Genomic DNA, 15,507 nt, shown 5'->3' with positions numbered 1-15,507 from the left:
GGTGTGACGACGTGGTGCCCCTCCCGCCGTAGTGGCCAAACGCCGCCGCCCGCCGTCTGCGGTGTTTGTCACGCAACCGTCACGAGGCTGTGGAACTCCTGTCATCGAGGGCTGACGAGCACCGCGTAGTCGGCGGAGGTGAGGGGATCCGCCGAGAGCGAGCCGTCCGCGCGGGGCACCCGCAGCGGGGTGCCGTCGCCGTCCAGGAAGATCACCGCCGACACGTCGGGGCGGGCGCTCAGGGTACTGACGATCTGCCCGTACGCGAGGAGTTCGTCGCTGCGGCCGGTGTCGGCGCCGGCCGGGGTCACCGTCACCCGGGCCTGCCCGCCGACGAGTTGCACCACGGCGGTGCTCAGCGCCCCGGGCAGCGCGCTGCCGACGCCGTCGTCCCGCTCCCCCGGCGTCGGCCCGGCCAGCAGGTCCCGGAGCTGCTCGTCGGGGGTGGGCGCCTGGTCGGCGCGACGGGTCACCGGCACCAGCCGGTCGTCGCGCGAGAAGTAGAGCAGCTCGGTGAGGGCCCCGGTCTCCGCCGCCGTGGGGGCGGCGGTCGCGGTGTACGGGAACGGGCCCGGCGGCGGCGTCACCGTCCGGGGATGGTCCTCGGCGGGCACCCCGCACCCGGCGACCAGGGTCAGCAGGAGGGCGGCCGAAATCCGCCCGGCGGTACGCCTCATCCGAGGCTGCCCGGCAGTGTGATCCGGAACCGGGCGCCGCCCTCGGGACGGTCGCTGACCGTGGCGTCACCGCCGTGCGCGGCGGCGTGCTGGGCCACCAGCGCGAGCCCGAGGCCGGTGCCGTCGCCGCCGCCCCGGAAGTTGGCCGCCCGACCGCGGACGAAGCGGTCGAAGATCGCCTTTCGATCCTCCATCGGCACCCCCGGTCCCTCGTCGTCGACCTCCACCACGCCGGTGTCACCGTCGCGGGACAACCGCACCGCCACCGGGCCGGCGCCGTACCGCTCGGCGTTGTCGAGCAGGTTGGTGAACACCTGCGCGACGCGCCGCCGGTCCACCTGCCACGTCGGCGGGGTGTCCGGATCGAGGTGCACCATGGACTCGGGCAGGTCCCGGTCCCGGCAGGCCTGCCGGGCCAGCGCGCCGACGTCGACCTGTTCCCGGTGCGTCGGCTGGTCGCTGCGGGCCAGGTCCAGCAGGTCGTTGACGAGCTGCTGGAAGCGGGCGATCTCGTCGGCCACCAGCCGGGCCGCCGTGGTGGTCCGCTCGTCCTGGTTCTCGCGCCGCTTGCTCAGCACGCTGGCCGCCGCCGCGAGGGTCTGCAACGGCGACCGCAGCTCGTGGCTGACGTCGGCGGCGAAACGCCGGTCCCGGTCGATGCGGCGGGCCAACTCGTCCACCATCCGGTTGAACGAGGTGGAGAGCCGGGTCAGGTCCGGGTCGGTGTCCGGCGCGAGCCGGGTGGTGAAGTCGCCCGCCGCGATCCGTTCGGCGGCGTCGGCGACGGCGGTGAGTGGGCGCAGCCCGTGCCGGGTGGCGTACCACCCGATCGCCGCCCCGGAGCCGGCCACCACGATCGCGACGGCGGTGAGCGCCAGCGCGAGCACCTGGAACGTCTGGTCCAGCTCCCGAAGCGAGACGATCTCGTAGAACGCCGCCGAGTCCGACAACGGCACACCGACCAGCACCACCGGCTGGTCGGCGACGCGGACCCGCTGCACGGCCGGCTCGCCGGCCATCACCAGGTCCTGCAACCGTTGCGGGATGGCGGGGGTGGTGCCGGTGTCGGCCCGCCGGCCGTACCACTCGCCGTTGAAGTACAGCACCGCCCGCCGGCTGGTGCCGGTGTCCAGCGCACGCAGCGCCTCCGCCACGTCCGGCTCGTCGGTGGCCAGGCCCGCCCGGACCACCTCCGCGTCGTAGTACGCCACCCGCAGCACGGTGCGTTCCCGCTCGTCGAGCAGGGTCCGGCGGGTCAGCTCGTACGACACCAGGGCCATCGAGGCGGACAGCGACAGCGCACCGACGGCGAACGCGGCGGTGACCCGGGCACGCAGACCGAGACGTGGTCTCATCTCTGCAGCTTGTAGCCGAGCCCGCGCAACGTCACCAGGTGCCGGGGGTTGGCCGGATCGCGCTCGATCTTCTGGCGGAGCCGACCCACGTGCACGTCGACGAGCCGTTCGTCGCCGGTGTCGTAGCCCCACACCCGGCTGAGCAACTGCTGGCGGGAGAGCACCCGCCCGGCGTGTTCGGCCAGTTCGCAGAGCAGCCGGAACTCGGTGCGGGTGACCGCGACCGGGGTACCGGACCGACGCACCTCCCCCGCCTCCGGGCTGACCTCCAACTCGCCGAAGGCGAGCACCGGCACCGGCGCCTCCACCGGGGTCACCGTGCGGGCCCGACGGCGCAGGGCGCGCAGCCGGGCGGTCAGCTCCTTGATCGCCACCGGCTTGACCACATAGTCGTCGGCACCGGCCTCCAACGCGGCGACGATGTCGTGGGTGTCGTCGCGGGCGCTGACCACCACGATCGGCACGTCGTCGTCGCGGCGGAGCTGACGGATGCCCTCGAAGCCGTCGATGCCGGGCAGCATCAGGTCGACCAGGACGTAGTCGGCCGGGTCCCGGCGCTGCGTCCGCAGGCCCTCCTCGGCGGTGGCCGCGCCCCGGGCCTCGTAGCCCTCGTCCTCCAGGGCGAGCAGCAACGCCAACCGGATCCGGTCGTCGTCCTCGATCACCAGTACCGCTGTCATACCGGCATCATCCCCAAGCCCTGGCCGGGCGGCCAACCACCACCGACCTGCGGGGCTTTTGTCACGCAACTGTCATACGTCCGCGCTCTGCCCGCCAAGCCCGCTGGGCAGGGTGAGAACCGACCTCGGGTTACCAGGAAGGGGGCCCTCGACGTGACCACGCCACGACGCCCCGAATGCGCGGTGCCGCTGGTCGAGGTGTCCATCACCGAGTTCGACCTGGCCTGCCTTCCGGAGACCGGTGCGGTCTTCGACCAGTTGCTGGCCCTCCGGCCCCAGCAGGTCGTGATCGACCTGGCCGGCTGCCGGCACATCGACGCGGCGGCCATCGGCCTGCTGCTCGACGTGCACCGACGGATGGTGCGCCTCGGCGGGGTACTGGCGGTGCGCAACCCCAACCCCCGCATCACCCGCATCCTGCAGACCGCCCGGCTGGACCAGATCCTGCCGGTGCACGGCGCGGCCGGGACCGCGCCCGAGCCGTCCGGCGACGCCGCGACACCGCCCGGCACCACACCGGCCGCACCCGGTGTGGTGCCGCCCCGGCGGCCCGCGTCACCGGAGGTCACGCCGCAGCCGGCCGCGCACGGCCGGGCGGCCGTGACCGTACGCACCTGACCCACCGCCGCCGACGCACCGACATCGCGAGAACGAGGAGCAGCATGACCATCGCCGGGATCGCCGCGGCCCTAGTCGTCGGTCTCGCCGTCGGTGCCGTGGGCCGGCTCGTCGTCCCCGGCCGTCCCGCCGTGCCGCTGTGGCTCACGATGACCATCGGCGCGGTCATCGCGCTGCTCGGCGCGATCAGTGCCTGGCTCGCCGGCCTCCGAGGATTCAGCCTGTTGGGGCTGGTCGCGCAGGCCGGTCTCGCCGCGGTCGGTGTGGTGATCGTGGTCGCCACCGCCGGCAAGGAACGTTCCGACTCCCTCTGACAAGTCCGTACGGCGACGGCGTACCGCACCGACGCCCCGAGTCCGTGTCCCGGCCGCACAGCTGCGGCACCGGAGAGGATGCAGAATGACCGTCGTACCGGACGACAACCTGATGACACTGATCTGCGACGTCTGCGGCGACACCACCACCGGCACGGCGTGTGTGCTGCCCGACGCGGAGGTGGTCTGGACTCTGGTGTCGGACCACGGCTGGAGCGGTTCCCCGTTCGCCACCGGCCCGCACCGCTGCCCCCGGTGCAGCGCACTGCCGGCCGGCCCGCCCCCGCGCGCCGACCGTACGCCGATCGGTCTCGGCGGTGCCGACGAGGCGCCCGTGGTCGGCGAGGCCGTGACGGGGCCCGAGACCGCGCTGCGCGTCGCGTTGCGGCAGGCGGTCGACGTGCACGGCACGATCGTGGTGAACCTGGACGGCGTGCAGCTCATCGACTCCGCCGGACTCGGCCTGCTGGTGCGGGCCCACCGGGAGGTCCGGGAGCGGGACGGGCGGCTGTGCCTGGCCGCGCCGTCGCGGTTCATCCGCACGGTGCTGCACACCATGAAGCTCGACGGGGTCTTCCCGATCTTCGAGAGCCTCGACGAGGCCGTGGCGCAGTTGCGGCAGGCCGCGTTGACGACGGCGGACATCGACGCCGAGATGGCGGTGCCGGTGGCGGCGGAACGCCGTCCCGCCGGTCACGTCACGGTCTGATCCCCCACCCCGACACACCGGTCGACGTACGCGTGGAGCGCCGTACCCGGTGGCCGGCTGGCGGCCACCGGGTGGACGTGTGTCAGGAGGCGGCGGAGAACCCGCCCCGGCGGCGCAGCCGGCCGATCCAGCCCTGCGCGGTGTGCCGGGGCACGCCGTAGTGCTCGGCCACCGCGGTGACCGTGCCGGTGCGGTTGAAGACCTCGACGACGTCCTCCGGCATGCGCCGGTAGACCCGCCCCTTCGGCACCGCCGCCTCGGTCCGGCGTCGCGTCGTGCCGGAGCCGGAGCGGTTGGCGCCGGAGCGCACGGACCGGTTGCCGGTGGCCGGGGTGAACGACTGCTCGGCGGCGGGGACCTCGGTGGGTGACTCGACGACGGAGGCCGGAGTCACCGGCGTGCCGCCGGCCGGGAACAACGCGCGCAGGAGGAGATTCAGGTCGAAGGAGGGAAGCGTCGGCGCCGAGATGCCACTGCCGGCACGCATCACGAGTTCGACCACGCGCGGCGTGGAATCGTCGATGTCGACACAGATAACGGTTTCCGTGTCAGCACCCTCGGACCGGATCGTGATTGTGTAGTCACTCATCGCCACCCTCCGCTGTTCGTCACATCACACTGCACACTCCGGCGGTGTGGTGGTTGAACGCTTCACACCAGATTAGCGGATTGAACGGGCTACTCACAGAAGCGACCCGGCATATGACGATATCACCGTCGGTGGTTAACAACTGCTTCACACTCCGTCCGGTCCGACGGAGCCGTCCGGAATGAAGCGTCCGGGCAATGACTTGAGCCCGTTCACGAAGTTGCTTTCCAGCCGTACGGCCGGTCCGGTCAGCTCGAAACGCCCCAGGTGCGGCACCAGTTCCCGCAGCATCGCCTGCGCCTCCAGCCGCGCCAGATGGGCGCCCAGGCAGAAGTGCGGCCCCATGCCGAACGACAGGTGCGGGTTGGGATTGCGGTCCAGACGCAGCACGTCCGGGTCGTCGAAGACGGCACCGTCGCGGTTGGCCGAGACGTACCAGAGCACGACCTTGTCGCCCTCGGCGACGGCCCGGCCACACAACTCGGTGTCCTCAGTGGCGGTACGTCGGAACTGCATGATCGGTGTCACCCACCGCAACAACTCCTCCGTCGCCGACGGTAACAGCGACGGGTCCCGCGCCAGCCGGTCCCGCTGGGCCGGCGCGGCCAGCAGTGCCGACACGCCACCGGAGATGAGGTGTCGGGTCGTCTCGTTGCCCGCCACCACGAGCAACAGCCAGAAGCTACAGAACTCGCGGTCGGTCAGGCGTCGGCCGTCCACCTCGCTGGTCGCCAGCAGGGTCATCAGGTCGTCCCGGGGCGACCGGCGCCGTTCACCGGCCACCGTGAGGGCGTACTGGAACGCCTCGACGAAGGTGGTGCGGTACGCCTCCACGTCACCGCCGCCGTACTCCGGGTCGTCGAAGCCGACCAGGTTGTTGCTCCACCGGTAGAGCAGGTGCCGGTCCTCGCGCGGCAGGCCGAGCAGGTCGGCGAGGACCAGCAGGGGCAGTTCGGCGGCGAGGTCGGCGACCACGTCGCACTCGTCCGCGGCGACCGCGCGGCGCACCAGGTCGTGGGCGTGGGCGGCGACGCTGTCGTGCAGGGCGCGCACCGCCCGTGGGGTGAACACCGAGGTGACCAGCCGCCGGATCCGCGAGTGCTGCGGCGCGTCCATGTTGACCAGGAGCTGACGGGCCTGCTCCAGGTCGGCGGGGGTACGCGGATCGGGCAGGAACGCGCCCTTGCGGCCGGAGGAGAAGAGCTCCGGCTGCCGGGACGCGGCGACCACCGCCTCGTGACTGGTGGCCGCCCAGAAGCCCGACCCCTGACTGAGCATCCGGCCGCCGCCGCCCCGCCGCCACAGTGCCGGCTCGGACACCCAGGACACCGGCTCCTCGCGGCGCATCCGGGCGAACTCGGTGTGCGGCACCTCGACGCCGTACGTGGCCGGGTGCGCCACGTCCGGACGCTGCGCCACCGGGCTCACGAGCGTCCCGCCGTGGTCTGCGGACGCAGCAGCTCACGCAGCACGTCGTGGCGGAGCTTGCCGGTGCCGTCGCGCGGCAGTTCGGCGACGAACCGCCACCGGCGGGGCACCTTGAACCCGGCCAGCGAACGGCGGCAGAACGCCTCCAGCACCTGCGGGGCGGCGGCCGGGTCGAGCCGGTGCGGATCGAGTTCGACGACGGCCACCACCCGCTCGCCGTACTCGTCGTCGGGTTCCCCGGTCACCGCCGCGTCCCGGACCGCCGGGTGTTCCTGGAGGACCGCCTGCACCTCGGCCGGGTAGATGTTCACCCCACCGGAGATGATCAGGTCGCGGGCGCGTCCGGTCAGATAGAGGTAACCCTCCTCGTCCAGGTGACCGGTCTCGCCGTAGGTGAAGACGCCGGGACCCAGATGCGCGTCGCGGGTCTTCTCCGGGGCGTTGTGGTACTCGAACGTCTTTCCCCCGGCCCGGCGGACGAAGACCCGCCCCGGGCGGCCGGGCGGCAGCGCCACCCCGTCCGGGTCGAGGATGACCACCTCGTTGGGAGGCACCGGTCGACCGACACTTCCCGGCCGACGCAGCCACTCCTCGGCACCGATGAGCGTGACCACGCCCGCCTCGGTCGCCGCGTAGTACTCGACCACCACCGGCCCCCACCACTCGATCATCTGTCGTTTCACCTCGACCGGACACGGCCCGCCGCCGTGCCACACCACCCGCAGGCTGCGCACGTCGGCGTCGGCCCGGACCGCGTCGTCCAGCCGCAGCAGCCGGACGAACTGGGTCGGCACCAGGTGGCAGGCGGTGATCCGGTGCGCGGCCACCGTGGCCAGGAACGCCTGCGGGTCGAAGCGCTCGTGCAGCACCAGGCGGCTGCCGCGCAGCAACGGCAGCAGCGCGAAGAACAGCTGCGCGGAGTGGTACCAGGGACCGACCAGCAGCACCGCGCCGCGCGCCGGCACGTGCAGGGCGTGCCCGGCGTACGCCAACAGCCGTTCCACCCGCCCGAACGGCGCCCCGGCGCGGAACAGGCCGTTGCGGACCCCCTTGGGCGCACCCGTGGTGCCCGAGGTGTAGAGCATGGTGGAGCCGCAGACCTGATCCGGCGGTTCGTCGGCGGCGAGACCCGCCAGCCGCGGTTCGACCGCGACCGCGTCGCCGACGTCGCTCTCCCCCGTCACGAGCTGCCGGACCCGCACCGCTGCGGTCCGCACCGCCTGGTCGACCACGGGCGCGTAGGCGGGCTCGGATAGCACGAGTCGGCTCTCCGAGTCCGCCAGCAGGTACGCGATCTCCGGCGCGGTCAGGTGCCAGTTGACCGGCACCACCGTCACCCCGGTGTGCAGGGCGGCCAGCAGCGCCTCGAACGTCTCCCGCCGGTTGCCGCAGACCACCGCCATGGTGTCGCCGACCCGCAGCCCCTCGGCGCGCAGCAACCGGATCCACCGGTTGACCCGCGCGTCCAGCTCGGTCCAGTCCAGCTCACCGTCGGCGTCGGTCAGTGCCGGTGCACCGGTGGCCCCGGCCAGCTCCCTCAGCAGTACGGCCATCCCGTTCCCTCCGGCTCAGTCCAGCAGGTCCGGCTGGGCCCGCACGATGTCGGCGTACAGCGGCCGGAAGTTCAGCCGGGCGATCCCCGGGGTGCCGATGACGCGCCGGGTCTCGGCGGCCTCGTCCGGGCCGATCAGGATCGGCTGCCCCGCCGCCTCGGCCAGCAACTGCACCTGGGCGCTGCGGTCCATGGCGATGAACCACCAGGCCGCCTCCGCCACCGAACCGCCGACGGTGAGCAGCCCGTGGTTGCGCAGCACCACCGCCTTGGTGTCGCCGAGTGCGTCGGCGATCCGCTTGCCCTCCTCGTCGGCGAGCACCACGCCGGTGTAGTCGGCGAACACGGTGTGGTCCTGGTAGAAGGCGCAGGCGTCCTGGGTGATCGGGTCCAGCGGACGGCCCAGCGCCGACCAGGCCCGCCCGTGGGTGGAGTGGGTGTGCGCGGCGGCGACCACGTCGGGACGGGCGGCGTGCACGTGCGAGTGGATGACGTACCCGGCCGGGTTGATCCGTCCGGTGCCCTCCAGCACCTCACCGCCCGCGTCCACCAGCAGCAGGTCGCTGACGCGTACGTGTCCGAAGTGCATCCCGAACGGGTTGATCCAGAACCGGTCCGGGTCCTCCGGGTCGCGGGCCGTGACGTGGCCCCCGGCACCCTCGTCGAACCCGTAGCGGGCGAAGAGCCGGCAGGTCGCCGCCAGTTGCCGCTGCCGACGCAGGCGTTCCTCGGCCGGCGTGCGCCCGGTCATCCGCAGCCTCCCGCGGTGTCGGTGTCGAAGGCGGCACCGTCGAGCACCGCCGCCGGAACGGCGGCTCCATCGCGCACCGCCGTCGGCACGGCGGGACTCGCCTCCGGCGTGGGCGTGCTCTCCGGTCGCCATTCGGCCAGGAAGTGGTCCACCCGGTCCAGGCCCCAGAAGCGGTGCCGACCGACCCGCAGGTACGGGATGCCGAAGATGTCGTCGTCGTACGCGGCGGCCAGGCAGTCGACCCCCTCCGCGCGCAGCGTCTCGTCCTGCGGGGCGTTCTGTGCGGCCACCGGGTCGATCCCCGCCTCGACGGCGGCCCGGGCGACGACCTCCGGGGTGCAGATGTCCTCGCCGCGCTCCCAGCGGGCCGCCACCAGCGCGTCGTAGAACGGCACCGCCCGACCGGCCCGGCGGGCCAGCAGCCAGGCCAGGTGCGGCAGGTCCCACCACGGGTCCACGTCGATCGGCCAGGCCATCGGCAGTCCGGCGCGCTGCGCCAGCCGCTTGGTGTCCACCAGCAGGTAACGGTGCTTGGCCCGGCTCATCTGCACGTAGTGCATCTCGGCGCCCCGCTCGGCCAGTGCCGCGTTCGTCTTCTCGTCCGGGTCCCAGTACGGGAACCAGTCGACCTGGGCGAACAGGTCCGGCACCTCGGCACGCAGCCGGTGCACCGCCAGCCAGCTGTACGGGCTGCGGAAGGAGAAGTAGAGCCGGGGCCGCTTCTTCATGCCACACCGCCGGCCAGCGCGCGGAGCACCTCGTCGTCGAACTCGGCCAGCTCGCCGGCGTTCGGGCCGGCGCTGATCGCGTACCCGTGCAGGATGTTCGCGGTCGCGGTGTGCACCAGCCGCTCGCCGCGCCGGACGTAGCAGTCCATCCGCGCGTCGAACATGACCCCGCGCAGCACGTCGGTGACGGTCAGGACGGTGTGCACGTCCTCCTCCATCCGGGCCGCCTCGACCATCCGGATCCGGGCCCGGGACACCACCGGGATCCAGGAGCGTTCGCGGACCAGTCGGCCCACCGAGATGCCTCGGGCGGCCAGGAACCGGTCCACCACCTCCTCCAGCGCCCGCACGTAGCCGGAGTGCTGCACCCGGTCGGAGAAGTGGCAGTAGAAGTAGGGCGCCCGCCAGGTCCACAGGAACGACCGGGACCCGACCGGGGTGAGCACGTCGGCAACCGTCTCGCCGGGGCGGATCGGCCGGTGGTCGGGTCGGCTCACCGTGGCGGCGGCACCCAGGGTCGGCACCACCAGGTCCGCCAGGTGCGCGGGGGCGGGCGCGGAGGCGGTGGCGGCGGGTTCGACGACCAGCGCCACCCGGACCTTGCCGCGCAGCACCACCTGCTCGCGCCCGTCGCGGACCACCGTCATCCGCACCGTCAGCCGATCGGCGGACTCGCCGGTGACCTCCACCCGCACCTCGTCGTCGACTTCCAGCACGGCCGGCAACTGCACCGAGCAGTCGACGATCTCGACGCCCAGGCCGTGCTCGTGGAAGAGGTCGCGGGCACCGGGACCACGGTCCCGCAGCCACTGCAGCACCGCCTCCTCGACCAGATAGATGAAGTGCTTGAAACCGATCCAGGTGCGGATGTTGGCCCCCTCGTACCGGGGCCGCCCGACCAGGACGGTCAGCGGGGCGGTGGGCGCACTGGTCATGGTGGCTGCTCCTGTCGTCAGGGACGTACCGTCACCCGGTTCGCCTCACCGACGAACCGGGCGGCCTGCTCCGCGACCTCGTCGGCGTGGCGGACGTGGCAGAAGTGGTCGTAGTGCTCGTGCACCAGCAGGGTGGCCCGGGGCATGTCCCGGCCCAGCGTGGCGGCGGCGGCCGGGGAGAGGGTCGGGTCGGCCCCGCCGGCCAGGATCAACGTCGGGACGTCCACCGTGGTCAGCGCCAGCCCGCCGCTGTTGACGAACTGGTCGAAGACGGTGAGGAAGCCGGCCGGCCCGATCCGGTCGATGGCCTTGGTGAACATCGCGTCGAGCAACGCGGCGTCCAGCTTGCGCAGTCGCGGGCCGACGCGCAGCCGCAGTCCGTCGTGGACGTGCCGGTCGAAGGTACGCCGGGCACGGTCGAAGACCTGCCAGGTGATCGGTTGCTCGGGCGGGCAGTACAGCGGGCAGATCAGCACCGTGGCGCGGGCCGCCGGCTCCCCGCCGGCCAGCAGTTCCAGCGTCGCGTTCGCGCCGAAGGAGTGCGCGACGACGGTGTCCGCCGGGCGGGGCAACCCGGCCAGCCCGGCGGCGAGCCACTGCGCCGGGCTGCCCTGGCGACGCCACCGGTAGTCGTTGCCGGCCCGCCACGGCAGGTCCAGGGCGACCACGTGCCAGCGGGGGTCGAAGGCCCGGGCCAGCGGTCGCCACGACTCCCAGGAGTCCTCCAGGCCGTGGGCGAGCACCACCAGGTCTCCCCCGGGCACGCCGGAGGTCAGCTCGTGCACCGCCGGGGCCGGGATCATCGTCCGGCTCCGGGGGTGGCGTCGAGGAGCAGCTCGCGTACGCCGTCGGTGTCGTCACCGCAGGCGACCGCGACCGGGCCGGGCGCTCCGGCGTCCAGCAGCGTCGCGGCCAGCGCCAGGTTCACCACGCCGGCCGCGCCGTAGCAGTCTCCCCAGTGCGCCGCCGGGTCGAAGCCGCCCGGCCCGATCCGGCGGTACGCGGACCGCCCGCCGGACGGTCCCAGCACGGGCCCGGTGTCGGACCGGGCGGTGGTGGTGAGCACCAGGCAGGCGGCACCGGCGCGCAGCGGGAAAGCCGGGCGACCCGCCTGGTGCAGTTCGGTGGCCACCTCGTCGGCCGGCTCGGTGCCCACGACCAGCACCCGGTCGGCCCGTCCGGCGCGCAGCAGCAGCATCGCCGCGCGGACCGCGTCCAGGCCGGCGGTGGCGCCGGAGCAGACCATCAGGTTCGCCGCGCCGAGTCCGAACCAGAGCGCCACGGTGCTGGCCACCACGTTGCTGGAGGCGTTCGGGGCGGCGAGCGGGCTGACCGCGCGGCCCCCCTCGGCGTGCACGGTACGGGCCAGGTCGGCAACGGTGGCGACGTTGCCGAGGTTACCGGCGACCACCACCGCGCTGCGGGGGTCGACGCCGTCGGGCGGGTGGCGGCCGGGCGGCAGGCCGAGCGCGCGGTGCACCGCACAGAGCGCCAGCCGGGTGGCGGGTTCCTTGAAGAGCAGGCCCTTACGGCCGAGCACCTGGTGGGCGCGGTCGGCGGGCACCGCGTCGGCCAGGGTCGCGGACAGTCGCGACGCCGACGTGCCGGACCACGCGGCCAGGTCGGCGGCGAGACCGTCCGCCTCGGGCAGGTGCAGGCTCCACCCGGCCACCCGCACCGTCACCGGTGCGGCGGTGCTGGCGGGCCGGGTCGGGTCGGGGGCGATCAGTGGGCTGGTCACGGGGCCTCCACCAGGGTGACGGCGTTGACGCCGCCGAAGCCGAACGCGTCGGACTGGACCAGCCGGGCAGGATGCGCGGTCGCCTCGGTGGGGAACCGCAGTCCGGTGCCCTCCGGCAACGGACGCCGCAGTCCCACCACCGGTGGCACCCGGCCCTCGGCCAGGCAGCGGCGTGCCACGTCGAGGTTGACCAGCGCGGCGGCACCGGAGGTGTGCCCGGTGGCGCCCTTCACGGCGGTCACCAGCGGATCCGCGCCGCCGCTCACCAACACCTGCCGGAGCGCCTCGCACTCGGCCGGGTCGTTGAGCGCGGTGCCGGTGCCGTGCGCCACGACCAGGTCGACCTCGGCCGGTTCCCGGCCGGCGCGGGCCAGCGCGTCCCGCATGGCGCGGGTGATGCCGGCCACCGACGGGGCGGTCTCGTGGTGGGCGTCGCAGGACAGGCCGGTGGCCACGATCCGGGCCAGGGCCGGACGGGTGTCGTCGTCGTCGGGCACCAGCACGAGCGCGGCGGCGCCGTCGCCGAGCAGGACGCCCTGCCGGTCGGCGTCGAACGGTCGGACCGTCTCGGTGGGGCGGTCGACGACACGGCCGATCATCGCCAGCATCGACTCGGTGGTCGCGTCGACGCCGCAGACCAGCACCGCGTCGGCGTCACCGAGCATGAGCAGGTCCTCGGCGAGGGCCAGGACGTGTCCGCCGGCGCTGCACGCGTTGCTGACGGTCACCACCTCCCGCAGGCCGGGCACGGCCGTGTGCACCGCGTCGCCGAAGTGCAGCCGGTGCGCGCCGAACGCGTCGCCGCCGGTGGCGTACGCCTCCACCGCCGCCAGTTCCCGCAGACCGGTGCCGACCAGGGCGACCACGCGGCGACGCCGGGGATCCAGCGCACCGGCGGCGACCGCCCGCGCGGCGCACTCGGCCACCCAGCGGCTGGCCGCGAAGGCCCGGTCCGCGCCGTCGTCGACGTGGTAGCCGTGGGCGACGTTGAGGGCGGCCGGTACGCCGTGCCGCAGCGGACCGATCCCGCTGGTGCCGGCCAGCAGGCCGGCGAAGGTCCGGTCCCCGTCGCCGAGGCAGGTGCGCAGCTCGCTAGCGGTCAGACGCGCCGGCACCCGGCCACCCCCTGACGATGGCGGCAGCGGTGCCGCCGTCCGGGCTGCGCGAGGTGATCAGCGCCAGCCGGGGCGTGTCGCCGGCCGGTGCGGTGGCGAGGAAGGTGGCCAGCGCGAGCCCACCGGTGGCCGCGTCGCAGCGCCCGAAGAGACCGCTGGCCCGGATTCGGGTCGGCACCTGGCCGAGCGCCGCACAGGCGGGGTCGAACTCGTCGGTGTCGTCCTCCGCGGTCTCGCCGGTCAGGACGCAGTCCACCTCGGCCGGGTCGACGCCGGCCCGACGGACCGCCCGGGAGACGCACCCGGTGAGCGCCCGGTCGGCGGCCGGACCGCCACCCGGGCCGTACGCGGTGGCCAGCGCGAGCACCTCGGCCTCCCGGCGTACGCCGGCCCAGGCGGGCTGTTCGGCGCGGGTGAGCACGAAGACCACCGCCGCCTCACCGGTCGGCACCGGCTGCCCGGGGCGACCGGTCAGCCAGGTGGTCCAGGCCCGGTGCGGGCTGAACTCCTCCACGGCACCGACCAGCATCGCGTCGACGTACCCCCGGGCGATGGCGTTGCTGCCGTACCGCAGCGCGTCGAGGAAGGCCAGCGGGCCGGTCGCCACCGTGGCGTTGACCCCGCGCAGGCCGTGCCGGATGGCGGACTGACCGGCCGCGCAGTTCATCACGGTGTTGGGGAACAGCACCGGGTTGACCAGGTACGGCTTCTCCTGGACCAGCGTCTCCCGGGTGTAGTCGCTGGTGGAGCGGAAGCTGCCCAGCGAGGTGCCGAGCACCAGGCCGAGCCGGGCGCGGTTGGTGTCGTCCAGCTCCACGCCCGCGTCGCGCAGCGCGTCGCCGCACGCCACCACGGAGAGCGCGGTGGCCCGGTCGTAGAAGCTGGTGCCCTTGCGGCCCAGGTGGCTCCGGACGTCGAAGTCGACCAGCGCGTGTCCGGTCGGGGTGGGCAGCGGCTCGTCGGTCAACGTGGTGACGTCGACCGGCCCGCCCGGAGCCGGGACGCCGGCCGGGACGCCCGGCGTGACGGCGGCCAGGCGTTCGGCCAGCGCGGCCCGGCCCACCCCGGCCGGGCTGACCGCGCTCCATCCGGTGATCACGACCCCGCTCATTCGACGGCTCCGATCAGGACGATGGCGTTGTTGCCGCCGAAGGCGAACCCGTTGTTCTGCACCACCCGGACACCGGCCTGGCGGGCGGTGTTCGGCACCGGGTCCAGCCCGGCCAGGGCCGGGTCCGGATTGGCCCAGTTGATCGTCGGTGGCAGGAACCCGTGCGCGATGGCGAGGGTTCCGGCGATCGCCCCGAAGCCGCTCGCCGCGCCCATGGTGTGCCCGATCATCGACTTGATCGAGCTGACCGGGGGCACCCGGTCGCCGAAGACGTCGAAGATGGCCTGGGCCTCCACCGAGTCGTTGGCCGGCGTGCCGGTGCCGTGGGCGCAGATGTAGTCCACGTCGGCCGGCTTGACCGAGGCGTTGCGGTGGGCGGCGCGCATGCAGGCGGCGATGCTGCCCCGGTCCGGTGCGACGGGGTGGTTGGCGTCGCAGTTGACGCCGTACCCGAGGACCTCGGCGTAGATCCGCGCCCCACGGGCACGGGCGTGGTCGAGGGTCTCCAGCATCAGGATCGCCCCGCCCTCGCCGGTGAGGATGCCGGAACGGTCCCGGTCGAACGGCGAACAGGCGTCGGCGGTCAGCGCCCCCAACCGGTAGAAGCCGGCGTGGGCCCAGCGGCAGACCGAGTCGGCACCGCCGGCGAACATCACCTCCGCCTCACCGGTGGCCAGCATGTCGTACGCGTAGCCGATCGCGTAGTTGCTGGCCGAGCAGGCGGTGGCCAGGGTCAGCGACTCCCCCGCCAGGTCCAGTTCGGTGCTCACCGCGTGCGCGAGCCGACCCGCCGGCACCTGCCGGAGCAGGTCCGGGTCCATGCCCTCGAAGCCGGACTCGACCTGTTGGGCGGTCACCGCCTCGACCACCACCGACTCGCCGCTGGTGGTGCCGACCACCACGCCGGCGCGCTCCGGCGCTACCGCCGACGGGTCCAGGCCGGAGTCGGCCAGGGCCAGCCGCGCGGCGGCGGCCGCGAACTGCGCGGACCGCCCCCAACGCGCCACGTCGATCCGATCCAGCAGCGCCTCCGGGCGGAACCCCGGCACCTCCCCGGCGTTGCGGTGGGGGAAGCCGCCGGCGTCGAAGCTGCGGATCGGCGAGATGCCGGATCGGCCTTCGCGCAGGCCGTCGGTGAACGCGGAGACGCCGATCCCGATGCTGGACACCGGGCCGAGCCCGGTCACCACGACCCGGTTCATGC

The 15,507-nt window shown here is 73.8% G+C and carries 17 protein-coding genes; 3 read left to right on the top strand and 14 right to left on the bottom strand.

The features are described 5' to 3' along the window. Positions 1–101: 101 nt before the first annotated feature. From ABZ738_RS09730 to ABZ738_RS09720, 3 genes are read right to left on the bottom strand one after another with little or no spacing between them, the layout of a single operon-like run. Entirely contained in the window at positions 102–677 is a 576-nt protein-coding gene (locus ABZ738_RS09730) for a GerMN domain-containing protein (protein ID WP_131053475.1), read from the bottom strand. Then, complete coding sequence (locus tag ABZ738_RS09725; RefSeq protein WP_131053474.1) at positions 674–2,032, bottom strand: HAMP domain-containing sensor histidine kinase; 1,359 nt, start codon at positions 2,030–2,032, stop codon at positions 674–676. Before ABZ738_RS09725 ends, ABZ738_RS09730 begins: the two co-directional genes overlap by 4 nt. Further along, a complete protein-coding gene (locus ABZ738_RS09720) occupies positions 2,029–2,712 on the bottom strand; it encodes a response regulator transcription factor (RefSeq protein ID WP_131053473.1) in 684 nt (227 codons plus the stop codon). The genes ABZ738_RS09725 and ABZ738_RS09720 overlap by 4 nt, the downstream gene beginning before the upstream one ends. 153 nt (positions 2,713–2,865) lie before the next feature. Between ABZ738_RS09720 and ABZ738_RS09715 the strand changes: the two genes are divergently transcribed. The 3 genes from ABZ738_RS09715 to ABZ738_RS09705 all read left to right on the top strand — a co-directional run bounded on the left by ABZ738_RS09715 (position 2,866) and on the right by ABZ738_RS09705 (position 4,353). Beyond that, the gene (locus tag ABZ738_RS09715; protein WP_176094237.1) at positions 2,866–3,330 is read left to right on the top strand and encodes an STAS domain-containing protein; all 465 of its coding nucleotides are present in this window, start codon (positions 2,866–2,868) and stop codon (positions 3,328–3,330) included. A 44-nt stretch (positions 3,331–3,374) separates the two neighbouring features. Next, the gene (locus ABZ738_RS09710) at positions 3,375–3,644 is read left to right on the top strand and encodes a GlsB/YeaQ/YmgE family stress response membrane protein (RefSeq protein WP_131053910.1); all 270 of its coding nucleotides are present in this window, start codon (positions 3,375–3,377) and stop codon (positions 3,642–3,644) included. A gap of 85 nt (positions 3,645–3,729) precedes the next feature. Further along, positions 3,730–4,353 (top strand): STAS domain-containing protein, encoded by a 624-nt coding sequence (locus tag ABZ738_RS09705; protein ID WP_357212183.1) that lies wholly within the window; start codon positions 3,730–3,732, stop codon positions 4,351–4,353. A gap of 82 nt (positions 4,354–4,435) precedes the next feature. Here ABZ738_RS09705 and ABZ738_RS09700 read toward each other — a convergent pair whose 3' ends face one another. The 11 genes from ABZ738_RS09700 to ABZ738_RS09650 form a co-directional block, all read right to left on the bottom strand. Continuing rightward, positions 4,436–4,942, bottom strand: a complete 507-nt coding sequence (locus ABZ738_RS09700) for a hypothetical protein (RefSeq protein ID WP_131053908.1) — start codon at positions 4,940–4,942, stop codon at positions 4,436–4,438. Positions 4,943–5,089: 147 nt separating this feature from the next. Beyond that, positions 5,090–6,361: a cytochrome P450 gene (locus ABZ738_RS09695; RefSeq protein WP_236145792.1), complete on the bottom strand. Its 1,272-nt coding sequence runs from the start codon at positions 6,359–6,361 to the stop codon at positions 5,090–5,092. 5 nt (positions 6,362–6,366) lie between these two features. After that, a complete protein-coding gene (locus ABZ738_RS09690; RefSeq protein ID WP_357212181.1) occupies positions 6,367–7,923 on the bottom strand; it encodes an AMP-binding protein in 1,557 nt (518 codons plus the stop codon). Between the two features lie 15 nt (positions 7,924–7,938). Beyond that, a complete protein-coding gene (locus tag ABZ738_RS09685; RefSeq protein ID WP_131053905.1) occupies positions 7,939–8,673 on the bottom strand; it encodes a class II aldolase/adducin family protein in 735 nt (244 codons plus the stop codon). Then, positions 8,670–9,401: a DsbA family protein gene (locus ABZ738_RS09680; protein ID WP_357212178.1), complete on the bottom strand. Its 732-nt coding sequence runs from the start codon at positions 9,399–9,401 to the stop codon at positions 8,670–8,672. Before ABZ738_RS09680 ends, ABZ738_RS09685 begins: the two co-directional genes overlap by 4 nt. Further along, positions 9,398–10,336, bottom strand: coding sequence for a thioesterase family protein (locus ABZ738_RS09675; protein ID WP_131053903.1), 939 nt, complete (start codon positions 10,334–10,336; stop codon positions 9,398–9,400). Before ABZ738_RS09675 ends, ABZ738_RS09680 begins: the two co-directional genes overlap by 4 nt. 17 nt (positions 10,337–10,353) lie before the next feature. Next, the gene (locus ABZ738_RS09670; RefSeq protein WP_131053902.1) at positions 10,354–11,139 is read right to left on the bottom strand and encodes an alpha/beta hydrolase; all 786 of its coding nucleotides are present in this window, start codon (positions 11,137–11,139) and stop codon (positions 10,354–10,356) included. Next, entirely contained in the window at positions 11,136–12,077 is a 942-nt protein-coding gene (locus ABZ738_RS09665) for a beta-ketoacyl synthase N-terminal-like domain-containing protein (protein ID WP_176094242.1), read from the bottom strand. The genes ABZ738_RS09670 and ABZ738_RS09665 overlap by 4 nt, the downstream gene beginning before the upstream one ends. After that, complete coding sequence (locus ABZ738_RS09660; RefSeq protein ID WP_131053900.1) at positions 12,074–13,192, bottom strand: beta-ketoacyl synthase N-terminal-like domain-containing protein; 1,119 nt, start codon at positions 13,190–13,192, stop codon at positions 12,074–12,076. The genes ABZ738_RS09665 and ABZ738_RS09660 overlap by 4 nt, the downstream gene beginning before the upstream one ends. After that, positions 13,170–14,303: a beta-ketoacyl synthase N-terminal-like domain-containing protein gene (locus ABZ738_RS09655; RefSeq protein ID WP_357212176.1), complete on the bottom strand. Its 1,134-nt coding sequence runs from the start codon at positions 14,301–14,303 to the stop codon at positions 13,170–13,172. Before ABZ738_RS09655 ends, ABZ738_RS09660 begins: the two co-directional genes overlap by 23 nt. Then, complete coding sequence (locus ABZ738_RS09650; RefSeq protein WP_176094244.1) at positions 14,300–15,505, bottom strand: beta-ketoacyl-[acyl-carrier-protein] synthase family protein; 1,206 nt, start codon at positions 15,503–15,505, stop codon at positions 14,300–14,302. The genes ABZ738_RS09655 and ABZ738_RS09650 overlap by 4 nt, the downstream gene beginning before the upstream one ends. Positions 15,506–15,507 lie beyond the last annotated feature (2 nt).

The organism is Micromonospora sp. NPDC047793 (assembly GCF_040642635.1).
GTDB lineage: Bacteria > Actinomycetota > Actinomycetes > Mycobacteriales > Micromonosporaceae > Micromonospora.
This window is presented reverse-complemented; position numbering and strand designations above follow the sequence as displayed.

What these genes read in the sequence shown, in the direction of transcription:
- ABZ738_RS09710 (WP_131053910.1), top strand. Translation starts at nt 3,375, where the DNA reads ATGACCATCGCCGGGATCGCCGCGGCCCTAGTCGTCGGTCTCGCCGTC.
- ABZ738_RS09655 (WP_357212176.1), bottom strand. Translation starts at nt 14,303, where the DNA reads ATGAGCGGGGTCGTGATCACCGGATGGAGCGCGGTCAGCCCGGCCGGG.
- ABZ738_RS09700 (WP_131053908.1), bottom strand. Translation starts at nt 4,942, where the DNA reads ATGAGTGACTACACAATCACGATCCGGTCCGAGGGTGCTGACACGGAA.
- ABZ738_RS09725 (WP_131053474.1), bottom strand. Translation starts at nt 2,032, where the DNA reads ATGAGACCACGTCTCGGTCTGCGTGCCCGGGTCACCGCCGCGTTCGCC.
- ABZ738_RS09685 (WP_131053905.1), bottom strand. Translation starts at nt 8,673, where the DNA reads ATGACCGGGCGCACGCCGGCCGAGGAACGCCTGCGTCGGCAGCGGCAA.
- ABZ738_RS09690 (WP_357212181.1), bottom strand. Translation starts at nt 7,923, where the DNA reads ATGGCCGTACTGCTGAGGGAGCTGGCCGGGGCCACCGGTGCACCGGCA.
- ABZ738_RS09680 (WP_357212178.1), bottom strand. Translation starts at nt 9,401, where the DNA reads ATGAAGAAGCGGCCCCGGCTCTACTTCTCCTTCCGCAGCCCGTACAGC.
- ABZ738_RS09730 (WP_131053475.1), bottom strand. Translation starts at nt 677, where the DNA reads ATGAGGCGTACCGCCGGGCGGATTTCGGCCGCCCTCCTGCTGACCCTG.
- ABZ738_RS09705 (WP_357212183.1), top strand. Translation starts at nt 3,730, where the DNA reads ATGACCGTCGTACCGGACGACAACCTGATGACACTGATCTGCGACGTC.
- ABZ738_RS09720 (WP_131053473.1), bottom strand. Translation starts at nt 2,712, where the DNA reads ATGACAGCGGTACTGGTGATCGAGGACGACGACCGGATCCGGTTGGCG.
- ABZ738_RS09675 (WP_131053903.1), bottom strand. Translation starts at nt 10,336, where the DNA reads ATGACCAGTGCGCCCACCGCCCCGCTGACCGTCCTGGTCGGGCGGCCC.
- ABZ738_RS09670 (WP_131053902.1), bottom strand. Translation starts at nt 11,139, where the DNA reads ATGATCCCGGCCCCGGCGGTGCACGAGCTGACCTCCGGCGTGCCCGGG.
- ABZ738_RS09650 (WP_176094244.1), bottom strand. Translation starts at nt 15,505, where the DNA reads ATGAACCGGGTCGTGGTGACCGGGCTCGGCCCGGTGTCCAGCATCGGG.